The organism is Coleofasciculus sp. LEGE 07092 (genome assembly GCF_015207375.1).
GTDB lineage: Bacteria > Cyanobacteriota > Cyanobacteriia > Cyanobacteriales > Coleofasciculaceae > LEGE-07092.
In genome coordinates this window covers 19,230-34,765 of record NZ_JADEWY010000013.1, presented here as the reverse complement: position 1 = coordinate 34,765, position 15,536 = coordinate 19,230, and the positions used below count along the sequence as shown (strand labels likewise).

The following is a 15,536-nucleotide window of genomic DNA, read 5'->3' as shown; positions in this document are numbered from 1 at the left end:
CAAGACTTTCCTTCTGCCAGTTAGGAAAAAGATTAGTAGTGAACTATGCTAGAGAAAAAACTCGAACAACTCAAAACAGTATTTGCCGAGATGGAGCAGGCATTGATTGCCTATTCTGGGGGAGTTGATAGTACCTTAATTGCTAAGATTGCCTATGATGTTTTAGGCGATTGCGCTTTGGCAGTAACGGCGGAGTCGCCTTCCCTGTTACCAGAAGAGCTGGAAGATGCCTCTATGCAAGCGGCGGTGATTGGGATTCCCCATGAGGTGATTCAAACCTATGAGATGAATAACCCTAATTACACGACTAACCCGGTGAATCGCTGCTATTTTTGCAAAAGTGAACTTCACGACACGCTCAAACCGTTAGCACGAAAACGGGGTTATCCCTATGTAGTGGATGGGGTGAATGCCGATGATTTGCGGGATTATCGTCCGGGAATTCAGGCGGCGAAGGAGAGAGGGGCGCGATCGCCTTTAGCTGAAGTAGGGGTTACGAAAGCCGAAGTGCGCCAACTCTCAAAACAGTTAGGGCTGACTTGGTGGGATAAGCCCGCCCAACCTTGTTTGAGTTCGCGCTTTCCCTATGGGGAAGAAATTACGGTAGACAAATTGCAACGGGTAGGGCGTGCGGAGATTTATTTGCGTCGGTTAGGTTTTTCTAATCTGCGAGTCCGTTCTGAAGGGGATACGGCACGGATTGAGTTACCGCCGGAACTGATTAAGGAGTTTGTTGTGACGGTAGATTTGCCGACTGTAGTATCGGCGTTTCAAGGGTTTGGTTTTGTCTATGTGACGCTGGATTTGGAAGGATATCGCAGTGGGAAGTTAAATCAAGTGTTAGATCGGGAAGTATTGGGCGCGAAGGTTTGATAAGGGCGGCGGAGGTTTCAGTCTCATCCCCTAACCCCTTCTCCCAAGGTTGGGATAAGGGGAACTAGTGACAGATAATAATTTGCTGTAGTTGTAAAATTATTGCTAATTTCAACATAATCGTAGTTTTCGGCTGCGTTTGGCTATTCGGACAATCCATCAATGAATTGACGTTCTAGAATCAAATCCATTGCTATTTCCATAAGTTCTTCTCGATTAACCATTGCACCGAGCTCTTCAGTTTCATAAATTCCCTCGAACGCTTCTAGGGCTGCATTTCTCAAGGCGGATTCATAAGCATCCTGTAAGGTTTCCCGTAATTCCTCTTCGGTTAAATAAGTTCCTTTTGCCTTATGGCGTCGATTCGTGCGTTGAATTTGCTTAACCGAATTGAATATAGAAACCTGCCACGATTTAGTGGTGCGGTTTTCGGCGGCTTTTTTAATTAAATGTAATAAGAGAATGATGCTATAGCTAAATATTTTATTGAGTTTATCAGATTTGCTCATCTCCTCTAATTCTTCCACAAGTTCCAATGCTTCCGGGATTTTGCCTTGCTGGATAAATTCCTTTAAGGTTATGAGTTCTTCCATGCGCTTTTATTCCTCCGCTTCTCAATTTCGGCAATGGGTAATAATAAGGTGTCTTCAATTTCAATATTAGTAAATCCATGAAAATAATATTTAAGGGCGGCAATTCTACAAGTTATAATTAATTTATTTTTGAAATACGTTTCGGGAAATCTTCGTATTTGCTTTAAAATATTATCTCCATCATCACCTCGCACTTCATCTAATCCATCTAACAAAATTAAGGCTTTCCCTTGATTAAGTACTATTTCAACTATCGATTTTTCTGCAATCCCACAACTAAAAAACTCTTCACTGATGTAGTTCAATAACCTGAATTTGCTGTCGTCTTTTCTGGTATCATCAGCAAAGTTTTTCAGTCGGATAAATATCGGGACTAGGTTCGGTTGAAACTCGCCTAAATCGCACTTAATTGCTACCCACTGCAAAAATGTGCTTTTACCCGACCCCGGTTTACCGAGTACCATTAGTTTAGAGTACCGAGACACAGCCTCTAACCCAGGTACTCGTTGCTGACGCTTGCCAAGTCCCAGTCGGTCAAAGTTATCGGATTCTAGATTAAAATCTCGCACTAGATCAGAAATCTCTCGCCATTGCTGACTGGGTATCTCCTCTAATATATTGACATCGGTGTAGATATCTGAAATTGCAATAGGCTGAGAAATATCCAGCATCCGCATGGTGCCACACTGATATTGAATTTTGTCGTGGCGCTGCTGGCGTACCTGTTGCACCAAAGTATCGATATCCAAACCTGACTCCCCTCTGTCTCCTCTACGAGGAGGGATGGCAAAAAACGAAGCCTTTTCATCAAGGAAGGGGGGAGAATTACGCCCTTCTCCTTGCAGGAGACAGGTTGGGGGAGAGCTCAATCCCTCCTCAGCAATTTCCTCCCACTTCAACCCCAACCTTTCGCAAATCCCCACAAAGATTTCTCGATCAACGGGTTTACCTGTAAAGAACTTAGAAATCGGCTGGCGACTCTGACACACAAAACCGATTAAATCCTTCTGCTTTAACCTTTTGCTGATTAAAGCTTGCTTGGCTAACTGAATACCTTGTTTCGATGCCTGAAGTGATCGCCCTATCATTCCAACAACAATAAAGCTTTCGCCTATTCTATCCCTGTCTATGAGACATCTGTGACGAACTCACACAACTCATACCCAAGTCATACCTAAACTCATACCTGCCCTAACCCTTACCCAAACTTGATTTCAGCAATCTTAGAAGGGTCGTAGTTCAAGGTGATGGTATGGACGCTATCCTAATGCTAATCCTCGAAGCCTTTTTAGTGTGGATTGTGGAAAAGTCGGCTGATAGAATCTTAACGTGGGTGATGAAGCGGTTAACTGTTGAAAAAAAGGGTGATCACGAAATCCATCTTAACCCCGAATCCCCTCAACCCGCCGAACATCCAGGGATAGAATAACTCACGCGATCCAAACAAAGAAGAGAGCCACTTCAGTGTCTCTCTTGATTATCAGGGTGCATCTACTAATCACACTATAGCGTGAAGGGGTGAGGGGTGTCACCCCCCATCGTATTAAAATTTCGTAACAAGACTAGCATCAATATCTTCAATCTGGGCACAACCACTCAACGCCATCGCCACCTCTAAAAAACCGGTGCATCCACCGTCAAGCATAATGCCTTAAAACCAGCCGCCTCTGCCCGTTCTACCAGAGTACGAGTCAACGCGCGATCGCGATGAATGTAAAGTTGAAACCACTGAGGCGTATCTCCTCGACTCTGCGCCACCTCCTCTAAACTCTTCGTCGCCAACGTACTCAACACCATTACCGCCCCCACCCCATCAGCAGCTTTTGCAGTTGCCAATTCTCCCTCCGAATGCGCCAAACACTGAAAAGCCATCGGTGCCACCAAAATTGGCAACGAGAGAGTCTCTCCTAGAAGTTGCGTTCTTAATAATAAACTTTTGCTTTAACGTGAAAGGAGATAGAGTTTCAACTTTATCAACCTGCCTCAATACTGTAAGGGAGTTGATCGATCCCCCCCTGTGCCATTGGAAAAGCCAATTGGTATTAGGGGGATCTCCCGGTATTGAATTTCACGCTACCAAGCACCATTTTCAGGACAGACGAGACGCCCATCCTACTCCCCAAACCCCCCTGCCCACCTCAACCTGAGATATTCTTTGAGCGGGAAGGGAGCAACTTGGATCTACCAACCAATAGATACGTTGTCATCTCCCCCTTCCCCTTAACGTTAATCGTTCCCCGCTCTTTAAATTCATACTGATCTCGCAAGCATTCGTAAGTGGAAGCCGTTACTTGAATACAACCGGGTATGCCGTGGGATTCCATACGGCTAGCCGTATTAACGGCATCTCCCCACAAGTCGTAAATAAATTTTTTCGTCCCAATCACTCCGGCAACTACGGGCCCTGTGTTAATGCCAATCCGAATACTAAACGCTTCACCTTGTTCGGCACTAAATCGAGCCACTTCCCGTTGCATATCCAGTGCCATATTTGCGATCGCTTCGGCATGATCGCAGCGCTGTGCAGGTAAACCGCCCACCACCATATAGGCATCCCCAATGGTTTTAATTTTCTCTAAATTATAGGTTTCAGTTAGTTGATCGAAGGCTGAGAAAATTTCATTCAGCAACTTAACCAGTTCCGTGGGCGAGAGTCGTTCTGATAGCTGGGTAAAGCCAACAATATCCGCAAACAAAACCGTTACCTCCGTGAAACTATCGGCAATGGTTTCGGTTTTTTGCTTCAAGCGATCGGCAATGGGTTTGGGCAAGATATTCAGTAGAAGCAGTTCTGATTTTTCCCGTTCCGCTTCAATCTCAGCCGTGTGACGCAGCGATCGCAACAAGTAGGCAACCAACGTACCCGTCAGCAACAACCCACTCACCAACGTCACGCCAGCGATCGGCGGAATGCCTAAACCCGAGGAGTTGGGCGATCGCCAGAAGCGAAGCAACCACCGTTGATCGGCAACTTGAATCGAATGGGTGTAAGCTAAATGGCGACGGCAGGACGCCCCCCCCGACTGCATCTCAACCCTTTGGTTATGGGATGTGTAGGAGGCTAGGAAGCGATTTTTGGCAGGGGCAGATTCGTCGTACAGACAAAAATTCAACTGATCCAGATTAAGTCCTTGCACAGAAGCATTAATGATATCCGCTACCGAATAAACACCAATTATTGCTCCCTGAAACGATTGACGGCGAGTTTCGGGGGTATTATGAAGCGCATCATTGCGATAAACGGCGAGCAACATGGCTAGATTGGTTTGAGAAGGCGTTTGAGAATGAATTGGCAAGTTTAACTGAGTGGTAGCCACCAAATCTCCCGTAACCTGTGCCTTCTCAATCACCGCTTTTCCCCATGGATGGGAACCCAGATCGAATCCCACTGCCTTCTGTTGTGGTGAAAAGGTAATAGGAAAATAGTCCGAGCGCTGTTTAGCTTTTACAACCTGCCCTGTTGCGTCTTGTTCATAGATATAAAAATTGGGAAATCCCCCGGCAGCTATCTCCGTTTCGTAAGCCTGTCGTTGGGCAATCGGTACAGGTTTAATCCAACCCAATGTCAAGATACCAGAGTGACGAGCCAGCAAGTATTGAGTAAACTCCTCATAATTGGGTTGGGTAATTTCCCTTGATGCCCCATAGAATGCCCGAATTGACACGGCAATAAAGGAATACTCATCAATTTGGCGCTGAAATGCAGTCGCTAAGTTGTCAGACTGCCGTTGGAATTGCATCAAGTCTTGCTTGTTCGCCCATCCCCAGGCAACGACAGACGCGACAACCGACAATCCCATCCCGATGCTAAGGGTTAAGCCGACTGGAATGTAGCGACGACTTTTCGCTAAAAAAGAGCCATTGAGCCATTGGCGGGTATTTGTCATCATCCTGTGTTTAGTCCAATCTGGAACGAGAGACTCAACCACTGATTAAGTTCTGACTTTTTCTGCCGATGAGCAGATAAGTCGTCATCTCTCCTTTGCCTTTAATCGGAATTGCACCCCGCTCTTTCAATTCAAACCGATTTTTTAAAAGCTCGTAGGTTGAGAGACTCACTTGAATTGCACCAGCAATCCCATGGGATTCCATACGGCTGGCGGTATTAACGGCATCTCCCCACAAGTCGTAAATGAATTTTTTCGTGCCAATGACTCCGGCAACCACCGGTCCAGTGTTGATGCCAATGCGAATATTGAGTTTTGCACCGTGCTTGTCATTAAACTGTCTGACGTCCTGCTGCATATCCAGTGCCATATCCGCGATCGCTTCAGCATGATCACTCCGAGGCATGGGTAAACCACCAGCAACCATATAGGCATCGCCAATCGTCTTAATTTTCTCTAAACCGTGCTTCTCAGTCAGGCGATCGAAAGCGGAGAAGATTTCGTTGAGTAAATTAACCAATTCTGTTGGAGAAATCTGAGAAGCCAGTTGAGTAAATCCAACAATATCAGCAAATAGAATCGTGACCTCAGCAAACCCATCAGCAATGCAGTTTTGATTTTGTTTTAATTTTTTCGCTATCGGTTCTGGTAGAATATTTAGCAACAAACGCTCAGATTTTTCCTGTTCGGCACGCACACTAACCTCCGCCTGCTTGCGCTGGGCAATTTCCCAGGAAACGCGCTCAAACATCTGGTTAAATGCTGCCATTACTTCTCCCAACTCATCGTGAGGCTGCACGGATAGAGAGTAAAAGCTGGGATGGGGCTTGTCTTGACTAATGGCTTCTCCCACAGCAATTAAGTCGTTACGGAGTTGCAAGATTGGTACAATTACAATCCTTCCCAAAACCAGCATTGTCGTGCCTGTAACAAACACTGAAATTAACAAGACTAGACCAGCTATCCGTAACGTGAAGGCATATAATTTGGGTTGAATGAAGGAGGCATTATGACGAATAATCACAACATACGGAACTCCCAATTGGTGGGATGACCAAGCTACGTCATAACGCTGACCGTTCCAACGGCGGATCTGCATCATCTTAGAACGTTTCAAGTCGGAGAAGGAAATTTGAGGAGGTTCGCCAAATATCCCCATCAGTTGTTCATCAGACTTGTAAATGGCAACGCCTAGGATGATGTCAGAACCAATAATCAGCTTTTGAACTTTATCCTCAAAGAAAATATCGGGGGTATTTTGTTGAGTGAAGCGCACTACCCCCTCAACAACTTCTTTTGACACCTCCTCTAATTGCTGAAGAAGTTCTCGTTCACGCTGGAAATACGAGGGAACTAGAATAATGGCTTCAATGGTAATAATGCTGACAAAAACCCACAAAACAATACGCCGCGATAACCGAGCGGTCAATAAACCTAATACCATTAAACGTTGAGATGACATCCAATTTTTCCTCGGATAGCTCTTAGAGGTAATGCCTGTAAGTTCAGTAGCACCGTGATGTCACCCTGGTTTAATCCTGGCTTTTGTTGCTGGATTTTAAGTTAGTAGAGGTAGCTGCAATCCTTCTCCCCTCTCCCTTGGGGAGAGGGGTTGGGGGTGAGGGCGCTCTTCTTTTTGTCAGTCAATCAGGACTTTGACAGACAAGATGCCTATTCTACCGTCTCAAAGGTTACGCCTGCCTATTAAGCTAACTTTCAGCCCTCAAGCCAACCGATCAGGAAATTTTCTCCCTATAAGGAAATACGTTCTCATTTCTCCTTTTCCTTTGACCTCGATAATACCGCGTTCCTCAAGGGCATACTGATCCCGCAAACGCTCGTAGGTCGATTCTGATACTTGAATCCTACCAGCAATTCCGTGGGATTCCATGCGACTGGCGGTATTGACGGCATCGCCCCACAAATCGTAAATAAATTTTTTGGTGCCAATGACGCCAGCCACCACTGAACCTGTGTTAATGCCAATCCGAATAGTAAAGGATTGCTCATGCTTGGCATTAAAGTTGGCTAATTCCTGTTGCATATCCTGCGCCATATTTGCGATCGCTTCGGCGTGATCGCTACGGGGTGTCGGCAATCCGCCCACAACCATATAGGAATCTCCGATTGTTTTAATCTTCTCCAACCCATGCTGTTCTGTGATTCGGTCGAACCCGGAGAAGATTTGGTTGAGTAATTCGACCAGTTCTGTGGGTGAAGTTTCAGCCGACCATTGGGTAAAATTAACCAAGTCGGCAAATAAAATAGTAACTTCGGCAAATAATTCGGCGATCGTGCTGGGGTCTTGTTTTAACTTTTTCGCGATCGGCTCGGGTAAGATATTTAGCAATAAGCGATCGGACTTTTCTTGTTCCAATTGCAGTGCTTCTTCTGCCAGTTTGCGTTCGGCAATTTCGTTCTCTAGTTCTTCATTCGTCTTTTGGAGTTCTGCTGTGCGTTCCATAACTCGCCGTTCTAACTCTTGGGAAGTGCGGCGCAGTCTGCCCATAACCAGAGTCAGTCCCAAAAGGGCTAACGCCGATAGGATGGCTAACATGGTGAACGTGCCTTGTAACCCCACACGAGTTTGGGCAACGAAAGTATCGAGGGGATGAGTAATCTCTAAGATGCCCCGCACATCGCCCACTTTCCAGTCATTTTTGGGAGTAGCGGGGTGAGTGTTGTGACAGCCAACACAACTCGGTTGTAAGGTATCGGCAACAGCATATCGCAAGGACTGACGCCCTCGGAACTTCTGGATGCGAGAAAATGTGTCATTGGGATGGGCTTTCAAGTAGCGTAGCGCATCCCGTTCAAAATTGTCTCTCGGACCTCCTTCAGCACGCCGCCAGGGAAAGGGGTAATCGCTGTACAACCGGACTGACATACCGGGATTTTCTTCGCTGATGTATTTGCCCAGTTCGATCAAAAATGTGGCGGGTAGGGGAATGGCAGCATTTTTAGAGTCATAGTCATGAGTAACGGTAATATCGTGGGGTTTGACGCGATTGACAACCTCTGAGGTGTAAAGCGTGCGTGACTCTTTGAGAGTTTGGGCATAGAGGGCTGCATTTTGGAGGGCTTGGGATTCAATCAGGCTTGAGGAGAGATGAGAGATATTCCATAACGCCCCTGTTATACCCAGGCAAAATAGAAGGCTGAGAACCAGAATAGTCCGCTTGTATAGCAGGCGGATGAATGCTGCCCAGACTTGAACAATGAACCTGCCCATGTTATTCCTCATGCAGAGAGCATCCTAAAATTCATACTTCAACGATTTCAAGGTGTCTCCGCAAATATGGGCTATTAGACATCTCCGAAACAGAATCTGAAACCCTTATCCTGTATAGGTGAAAACCTAATTTCTGGAGATGTCTATTGTAGCAAGTTCGTCAGATAGGGAACTATTTCGTCGATCCGGTCCCTTCTCTGTAAAGTTTCTCGACTCCCCGCTCCCCCGCTCCCCCGCTCCCCTACCCCATTCCCCACACCCGCAGGGTTCGATCCAGACTGCCACTCACTATTTTTTGTGCATCTGAACTAATAGCCAGCGAAACAACTGCTCCTCGATGTCCTGTCAAATTGTGCAGCAAAATCCCTGTTGGCAAATGCCACAACCGCAGGGTTTCATCCCCACTGCAACTCACCAATGTTTGCCCATCTTTACTGATAGCAACAGCATTGACTTCACCCCAATGTCCACTTAATGTATTGAGCAAATTGCCAGTACGCAAATGCCACACCTTAATCGTTTTATCCTGACTGCCATAGTGCATAAGCGGTAGACTGAGCAGTAGGATGTCGGTAAAGACAACTCAAAAATTGAAACGGGTTGTACTCTGCCAGACGCTGCCGCAATCGGTTGTCATCAAACCCCTTGAGAAGCGAGTAGGCAGCGTGACGCACTCGCCAGTCAGAATCCTTCAGCCCGTCCAACAGCAAAGGGAATCCCTCTTGACCATACTTGATGGTATCCTTAACCGCAGCGATTCGCTGGCTGACCACTGGACTGACAAAGCGACGCTTCACCCCCACCAATCCTCCTAATACAGCAGCATAAGGGGGAGATGGTATTGAACAACCTCCTAAGACGGCATCATCGGCTCTGGGCTGATTGAATTTGGCTGCCATTGACTGCTAATCTATTCTGCCCCTACTGTACTTTTTAATTGTAATGTTTCTGTAGTATGTTATCTGTATTGTGCCACCCATGACCGATACTCAACATTCACCCCTATTACCCGAACTCACAGACATTTGGCAGCAAACCCTAAGCTGGCAACCCAATGAAGTCCAGCAAAAAACCTTTCAACGCCTTTACGAAGGGATTTTGGCAGGCAACCGCCAGTTGAATTTAACCCGAATTACCGCGCCGGAGGAGTTTTGGGAAAAGCATTTGTGGGATTCCCTGCGGGGAGTGGCACCCCTATTGCAATCATCAAGTTTCTTCCAGACGATGATTGACATTGGGACAGGTGCAGGATTTCCCGGATTTCCAGTTGCGATCGCACTTCCTCAAAGTTCCGTTACCCTACTCGATTCTACCCGCAAAAAAATCAACATTCTCGACACCTTAATCTCCCAGTTAAATTTAGAGAACGCTACAACCTTAGTGGGTAGAGCAGAAGCCATTGGACAACAACCGCAGCACCGCCAAACTTACGATATTGCCCTAGTTCGCGCCGTCGGATCAGCATCCGTTTGTGCCGAATATGCCTTACCGTTGTTAGAGGTTGGGGGTTTAGCCATTCTATACCGAGGTCATTGGACACAAGCGGAAACGGAAACCCTAAAACCAGCACTTGAACAATTAGGGGGAGCGATCGAAGCGATTGAACCCTTCACCACACCCCTAACTCAAAGCATTCGCCACTGTATATACTTGCGCCTCATTTCACCCACTCCGGCTCAATTTCCCCGTGGGGTTGGCATACCTGCACAGCAACCTTTATAAATTATCGGCTCCTTTCAAATACCAAATATCAGATTAATCCGCTTGCGAATTCGTTCTAAAGGCGTCTGTTCTGAATCCATGTCATCGACGAGCAATCCTAAACTACGCAGCGATTGTTGCCGATCTGATAATTTTTCGGCAATTTGGTTGGTTGTAAAAATCTGGGATAATGCAGTAACGATAGGTTGTGTTTTTGTGATAATCCAATTCATTAGTAACTCGCGGTTCGCCGATTTTTTTGAAAACTACCCTGATGGACAAACCGTTTATAGCAACTTAGAAGAATTAGAGTTGTATACTTGTGACAAACACCACACGTTAGCTTATATTGGTCTGAGATTCTTTACCCCCCACTGAGTTATCACAGTATTGGCGATCGCTGAAGAACAGGTGTCGGTTTACCCAAGTAAAACCCCTGAGCATAACCAACACCTAATTCTTTCAACTGTTCCAAAATTTGAACGTTTTCGACATATTCGGCAACCGTCTGAATATTCTTCACTTGCGCAATCTGCACAATCGCAGACACAATAGCGGCTGAGACAGGGTTAGTCGCCAAATCTCGCACGAACATCCCATCAATTTTTACAAAGTCTAAGGGCAATTCTTTCAGATAGGCTAAACTTGCCATTCCTGTTCCAAAATCATCAAGGGCAAATTGGCAACCCAACTTCTGCAATCGCAGAATAAACTGGCGAGTTTTTTCTAGGTTGGACAGTGCCACTGTTTCTGTAATTTCAAACACCAAGCTATAAGGCGGAACTGGATGTGTGGTAACAGCTTCTTCTAAGAAGGTTAAAAATTCTTCATTGTTAATACTAGAGCCAGATAGATTAAATGCGATAATGCAGCCGCAGTAGTATCCCCTAGCCCAACATCCCATACACTTACTGGGGTGGTAAATGCCATCAAAGAAGGATTTAAGCACCCAGCGATCGATCGATGGCATCAATCCATATTCTTCGGCATAAGGAAGGAATTGATTGGGCTGGATAAGCTTGCCATCTTGTCCCACCATCCGCAATAAAATCTCCTTATGAACGCATCCCTCTGAGTGAGTGTTCAGGGGGATAATCGGTTGACAGTATAGGCAAAACCGATTTTCTAGTAGGGCTTTTTGCAAATCTTGACTGTTCGGGGACTTCTGACAAAGACTCTGCACCACATTTGTTTCCTCCAATTTTCTATCCGTTTAGCTCTAGTTACAGGGTATTAGAATTAGACTTTATTACCCTTTTGATTAATGTTTACTTAAGATAAACTTAAGCTTCTTCTCCAGCCTGGTCAAGCCTTGAGCCATAAATAGGAAAAGAGTCAGAAAGCGAGAACCGAGGCATTTTGTCCGGTTACATCACTCGTAGAAGAAGTTATTGCTGTGATAAACGTTTAACAGCTTGACCCCCTAACAATCGATGGGCATCATCGAGCAAGGCAGGTATTTCCTGGGCATGAGGGCTGTGTTGGAGACATGGCTGTAGATCAAGTTTTCTCACCTGTTCCGCTTTAGCTCCTGGGAACCAGTGACCGCCACTCCCCAATAAGTTATAACGCATTTTACCATATTCAATCATATCGTAAGCGATCGCTAAATTCCTTAGCCACAAAATTACTGGGATATTAATGCTTCCTGGTGTTTCTTCAACTGTCGGCAAGCCAAGCTGCCAGGTTTTGAGCCAGTCTTCTCCTAGTCGAGCGATCGCTTCTTTTTCCAATCTTGCCAAAATCGGCGGTAAAATTTCATCAGCTTGATCCAAGAGTTCCACCGCCTTCAGGTGTTCGTCAAAATCTGTTGGACGAGATGCCCCCAAACTCAGCGTATGTACCTGGGGATGACTCAAACAAAACAAATCATTAAACACCATCGGACTCAGTGGCGCACACAGTTCCACCAAACGCTGCGGAGCTTTGTAAAGCATTCCCCCTTTATCCGAAGGGCTGATAATAAATACGCCCATATCATGACGGGTTGCCGCTTCAATGGCAGACCAATTGAATTGATTGATGTAATACCAGTGCAGGTTAACATAGTCAAACTGGTCAGTTTCTATAGCCTTGACAATGACATCCGTCGGCCCGTGAGTGGAAAAGCCAATAAACCGCACCTTGCCCTCAGCTTGTAACTGCCGCGCCACATCCAGACAACCTCCGGGACGAATCGTATCATGCAACAACTCCCGCGTATTGATGCCGTGTATCCCTAATAAGTCAACATAGTCCAGTTTCAGAAATGCCAGCGACTGCTTGAACTGACGCCGAAATTCTTTGGAGTCTGATTTGGGGCTAATCTTCGTTTGTACGATAAGCTGTTCGCGGGGAAACTTCGGCAGAATCCTGCCCAACTGCATTTCAGAAGTGCCGTAACCACGAGCCGTTTCAATGTGGTTGATTCCAACTTCTAAAGCGCGGCGAATTGTGGCGTCTAAATTTTGTTGATTATCTCTGGGAATTTGCCATGCCGGGACATCTTTCCATTTGAACTGATACCGCATACCTCCACAGGAGAATATCGGCATTTGCAATTCTGTACGCCCAAATCGTCGGTATTGCATCATAAGAGGGGTCAGAAGTCAAGGGATTTTAGATTGGTTATTTTGGATTAACCTTTTCCCTTCGAGAAAAGGCTTGAAGATGTTCAACTCTCTCTTTTAATTATTGTTCACCTATTTAGATCCTGTGGAGATGCGAACTCTCTCGTCTCATCTATTGCCTGTAGTCGTGTTACCCTGAAACTATTGACAAGTATTAGTTTTGGGGATAGTAATAAGCAACTTGGGAGCATCCCCATGCAAGCAAATTTGAAAAAAGTGAGGAGAGTTTATCTCTAAGTGTTCCCCAGCTCCCCCGCTCCCCTGCATCAAGCCGCTCAATTACACTTCTGACTGCAACTGAATATGAGATATGGTTTCTCAACTGCAATCTCCAACTCAAAAAGAAATCATCTATCCCGAGAGTGATGGACAACCCATGGCAAATAACACCAAGCAGTTTCGCTGGATTGTAGTGATTCAGCAAAACTTGGATTGGCTGTTTGCCGATAATGCGAATGTGTTTGTAGCCGGGGATTTGTTTTGGTATCCGGTGGAAGAAAAGCCAAACATTGTGAATGCGCCAGATGTAATGGTGGTGTTTGGTAGACCCAAGGGCGATAGGGGTTCTTACCGACAATGGCACGAAGGAGGAATTGCACCGCAGGTGGTGTTTGAAATTCTGTCTCCTGGGAATACTCAGGATGAGATGGATAAAAAGTTGCTATTCTATGATCGCTACGGTGTGGAAGAGTACTACATTTACGATCGAGACAGCAATCGATTGCGGGGCTGGTTGCGGGGTGAGGACGGCTTGGATGTAATTCCCCAGATGGCGGATTGGGTTAGCCCTCGCTTGCAGATTCGATTTGCGTTATCAGAGGAAACGTTGGAGCTTTATCGCCCCGACGGAGAGCGTTTTTTGAGTTATGTAGAAATTGCTCAACGGTTTGAGGAGGAACGGCAGCGAGCTGCTCAAGCCGAGCAAGCCAGACAGGATGCAGTTCCTCGATTGTTGGGTATGGGGTTGAGTGTTGAACAAGTTGCCGAAGCGTTGGGATTGTCAGTGGATGAGGTACAGGCGATCGCTCAAGGGTAATATTGTAGTTGGGAAAATGGGCGATCGCTAAATGAGATACAAATCCAGATATAGAGACGTACCAGGGTACGCCTCTACAACAATATTGAGGTGTAGAAGGATTCTTGAGAAAGAGTAGATTACATCTCTCGAATGACGGTTTTACCCTCTTTTACTTCGCCAATCAGAATTACATCGGCAACGCCGACAAACAAACCGTTCTCTAAGACACCGGGAATGTTATTGATGGTTTTTTCTAATTCAGCAGGATTATCGATAGAGTCAAATTTGACATCAATTACCATATTGCCCTGATCGGTAACGACGGGTCCTGCTTTTTTAACTCCCATACGCAATTCTGGGATGCCACCTAGTTTCTCAATGGCACGCATGGCGGGAACGTATGCCATGGGCATTACTTCTACGGGCAGTTTAAACGTTGAACCCAGCCGCTCCACGACTTTACTGCTATCGACAACTACGATAAATTGTTCAGCGAGGGAATCAACAATTTTTTCGCGGGTATGGGCTGCACCGCCCCCTTTAATTAGATTTTTCTGCGGATCAACTTCGTCAGCGCCATCAATGGCAATATCGATACGATCAACGACATCCAGAGTGGTTAGGGGAATTCCGTATTGTCTCGCCAACACTTCTGCCTGAAATGAAGTCGGAATACCCACAATGTCTTTAAGCTTACCTTGTTTGAGGCGATCGCCCAAATACTCAATAGCGTAGGCAGTTGTTGAGCCTGTACCCAATCCCACAATCATGCCTGACTGTACCCGTTCGGCAGCAGCCTTGCCGACTTCCTGTTTCATCAGGTTCACTGGATTGATTCCTGCACTCATGATCTAAAGTCCCTCTCTGTCATTTGTGGTTCTTATTGCAGCTTTATTTTGCACTAATATGACACAAAATTGGGGATAGGAGACAGGCTAGATTGCTCAATCTCCAATCCCCAATCTCTGGTTCAAGCAGAATTTACGAGTTACTAGATTGAGCCGATAAAAGCTCCTTTAGCTTTGACAACTCATCAGCCCAGCGTGGATCGGGTTGGATCGAGCCGGAGTCAGAGGAAGTAGAACTGCTAGAAGAAGAACTCCGCTTGGGTTTTTTATTGCTACGACGCCCAGAAGTTCCGCCACCGCCAGATGGAGGGGAATCCTCCTCTGGATTTTGCTCGGAACCTTTCGACTTGGGTTGTGCTTTTTCAATTTTCAGAGCAGCGTCCTTGAAAAGATGACCATTGTACTTTTCAATGATTTCATTGGCTAGCTCATCAGTCGGTACGGTGACAAAGCCAAAACCCCGACACTTACCCGTTTTCCGATCCTTAATCACTTTTGTGGAAACCGATTTCCCAGCTTCTGCAAAAACAGCTTGCAGTTCATCACGGTCTACCTGTTCTTTGGGCAAATTGCCTACATAAAGACGAACGGACATGAGAGATACCTCCAGACTTTAATTTTCCAACAAATCTGCTTACACCAGCAATTTTTATGGCTAGGAGTAGATTTGATTGACGAACGGTTCTCACGTCCAGACAATCTTTTGACAATCCTTCCCAACCTCGACAGCACAGACTGATGTAGTAAATTCAAGCTCCTCTAGATCATCTACCCA

General features: G+C 45.9%; 16 protein-coding genes and 1 pseudogene. 4 read left to right on the top strand and 13 right to left on the bottom strand.

Annotated features, from left to right (window positions below; genetic code table 11):
- Positions 1-45 precede the first annotated feature (45 nt).
- The gene (gene larE, locus IQ257_RS05225; RefSeq protein ID WP_193878187.1) at positions 46-873 is read left to right on the top strand and encodes an ATP-dependent sacrificial sulfur transferase LarE; all 828 of its coding nucleotides are present in this window, start codon (positions 46-48) and stop codon (positions 871-873) included.
- A 143-nt stretch (positions 874-1,016) separates the two neighbouring features.
- Here the strand turns inward: larE and IQ257_RS05220 are convergent, their stop codons facing one another.
- Both IQ257_RS05220 and IQ257_RS05215 read right to left on the bottom strand, forming a co-directional pair.
- Positions 1,017-1,466: a DUF29 family protein gene (locus IQ257_RS05220; protein WP_193878190.1), complete on the bottom strand. Its 450-nt coding sequence runs from the start codon at positions 1,464-1,466 to the stop codon at positions 1,017-1,019.
- The gene (locus IQ257_RS05215; protein WP_193878192.1) at positions 1,451-2,554 is read right to left on the bottom strand and encodes an NACHT domain-containing protein; all 1,104 of its coding nucleotides are present in this window, start codon (positions 2,552-2,554) and stop codon (positions 1,451-1,453) included. Before IQ257_RS05215 ends, IQ257_RS05220 begins: the two co-directional genes overlap by 16 nt.
- A 164-nt stretch (positions 2,555-2,718) precedes the next feature.
- On the opposite strand from IQ257_RS05215, the gene IQ257_RS05210 reads away from it, so the two are divergent.
- On the top strand, positions 2,719-2,895 hold the full coding sequence (locus IQ257_RS05210) for a hypothetical protein (RefSeq protein ID WP_193878194.1): 177 nt from the start codon (positions 2,719-2,721) through the stop codon (positions 2,893-2,895).
- 191 nt (positions 2,896-3,086) lie between these two features.
- On the opposite strand, the pseudogene IQ257_RS05205 reads toward IQ257_RS05210, so the two are convergent.
- The 6 genes and pseudogenes from IQ257_RS05205 to IQ257_RS05180 all read right to left on the bottom strand — a co-directional run.
- A pseudogene (locus IQ257_RS05205) lies at positions 3,087-3,392 on the bottom strand (alpha-hydroxy-acid oxidizing protein); the annotation flags it as partial.
- Between the two features lie 212 nt (positions 3,393-3,604).
- Positions 3,605-5,356 (bottom strand): adenylate/guanylate cyclase domain-containing protein, encoded by a 1,752-nt coding sequence (locus IQ257_RS05200; protein ID WP_193932952.1) that lies wholly within the window; start codon positions 5,354-5,356, stop codon positions 3,605-3,607.
- 31 nt (positions 5,357-5,387) lie between these two features.
- Entirely contained in the window at positions 5,388-6,815 is a 1,428-nt protein-coding gene (locus IQ257_RS05195; protein WP_193882206.1) for an adenylate/guanylate cyclase domain-containing protein, read from the bottom strand.
- Positions 6,816-7,076: 261 nt separating this feature from the next.
- A complete protein-coding gene (locus tag IQ257_RS05190; RefSeq protein ID WP_193882208.1) occupies positions 7,077-8,585 on the bottom strand; it encodes an adenylate/guanylate cyclase domain-containing protein in 1,509 nt (502 codons plus the stop codon).
- A gap of 241 nt (positions 8,586-8,826) precedes the next feature.
- Entirely contained in the window at positions 8,827-9,129 is a 303-nt protein-coding gene (locus IQ257_RS05185; RefSeq protein WP_193932958.1) for a WD40 repeat domain-containing protein, read from the bottom strand.
- A complete protein-coding gene (locus IQ257_RS05180; RefSeq protein ID WP_193932950.1) occupies positions 9,107-9,484 on the bottom strand; it encodes a HEAT repeat domain-containing protein in 378 nt (125 codons plus the stop codon). Before IQ257_RS05180 ends, IQ257_RS05185 begins: the two co-directional genes overlap by 23 nt.
- Positions 9,485-9,563: 79 nt before the next feature.
- Between IQ257_RS05180 and rsmG the strand changes: the two genes are divergently transcribed.
- Positions 9,564-10,307 carry a 16S rRNA (guanine(527)-N(7))-methyltransferase RsmG gene (gene rsmG / locus IQ257_RS05175; RefSeq protein WP_193877826.1) on the top strand — a complete coding sequence of 248 codons (744 nt, stop codon included), beginning with the start codon at positions 9,564-9,566 and terminating at the stop codon, positions 10,305-10,307.
- A 14-nt stretch (positions 10,308-10,321) separates the two neighbouring features.
- Here rsmG and IQ257_RS05170 read toward each other — a convergent pair whose 3' ends face one another.
- The 3 genes from IQ257_RS05170 to IQ257_RS05160 form a co-directional block, all read right to left on the bottom strand.
- On the bottom strand, positions 10,322-10,519 hold the full coding sequence (locus IQ257_RS05170) for a hypothetical protein (protein ID WP_193877831.1): 198 nt from the start codon (positions 10,517-10,519) through the stop codon (positions 10,322-10,324).
- Positions 10,520-10,668: 149 nt separating this feature from the next.
- Entirely contained in the window at positions 10,669-11,472 is an 804-nt protein-coding gene (locus tag IQ257_RS05165) for an EAL domain-containing protein (RefSeq protein ID WP_193877824.1), read from the bottom strand.
- 202 nt (positions 11,473-11,674) lie between these two features.
- Positions 11,675-12,856, bottom strand: a complete 1,182-nt coding sequence (locus tag IQ257_RS05160) for an aldo/keto reductase (protein ID WP_193877829.1) — start codon at positions 12,854-12,856, stop codon at positions 11,675-11,677.
- 349 nt (positions 12,857-13,205) lie between these two features.
- Between IQ257_RS05160 and IQ257_RS05155 the strand changes: the two genes are divergently transcribed.
- Positions 13,206-13,931 (top strand): Uma2 family endonuclease, encoded by a 726-nt coding sequence (locus tag IQ257_RS05155; RefSeq protein ID WP_193877822.1) that lies wholly within the window; start codon positions 13,206-13,208, stop codon positions 13,929-13,931.
- A 119-nt stretch (positions 13,932-14,050) separates the two neighbouring features.
- On the opposite strand, the gene rpiA is transcribed toward IQ257_RS05155, so the two are convergent.
- Together rpiA and IQ257_RS05145 are read right to left on the bottom strand one after the other, a co-directional pair.
- A complete protein-coding gene (rpiA, locus tag IQ257_RS05150; RefSeq protein WP_193877820.1) occupies positions 14,051-14,761 on the bottom strand; it encodes a ribose-5-phosphate isomerase RpiA in 711 nt (236 codons plus the stop codon).
- A gap of 133 nt (positions 14,762-14,894) precedes the next feature.
- On the bottom strand, positions 14,895-15,356 hold the full coding sequence (locus IQ257_RS05145) for an RNA recognition motif domain-containing protein (RefSeq protein ID WP_193877818.1): 462 nt from the start codon (positions 15,354-15,356) through the stop codon (positions 14,895-14,897).
- Between the last annotated feature and the right edge of the window lie 180 nt (positions 15,357-15,536).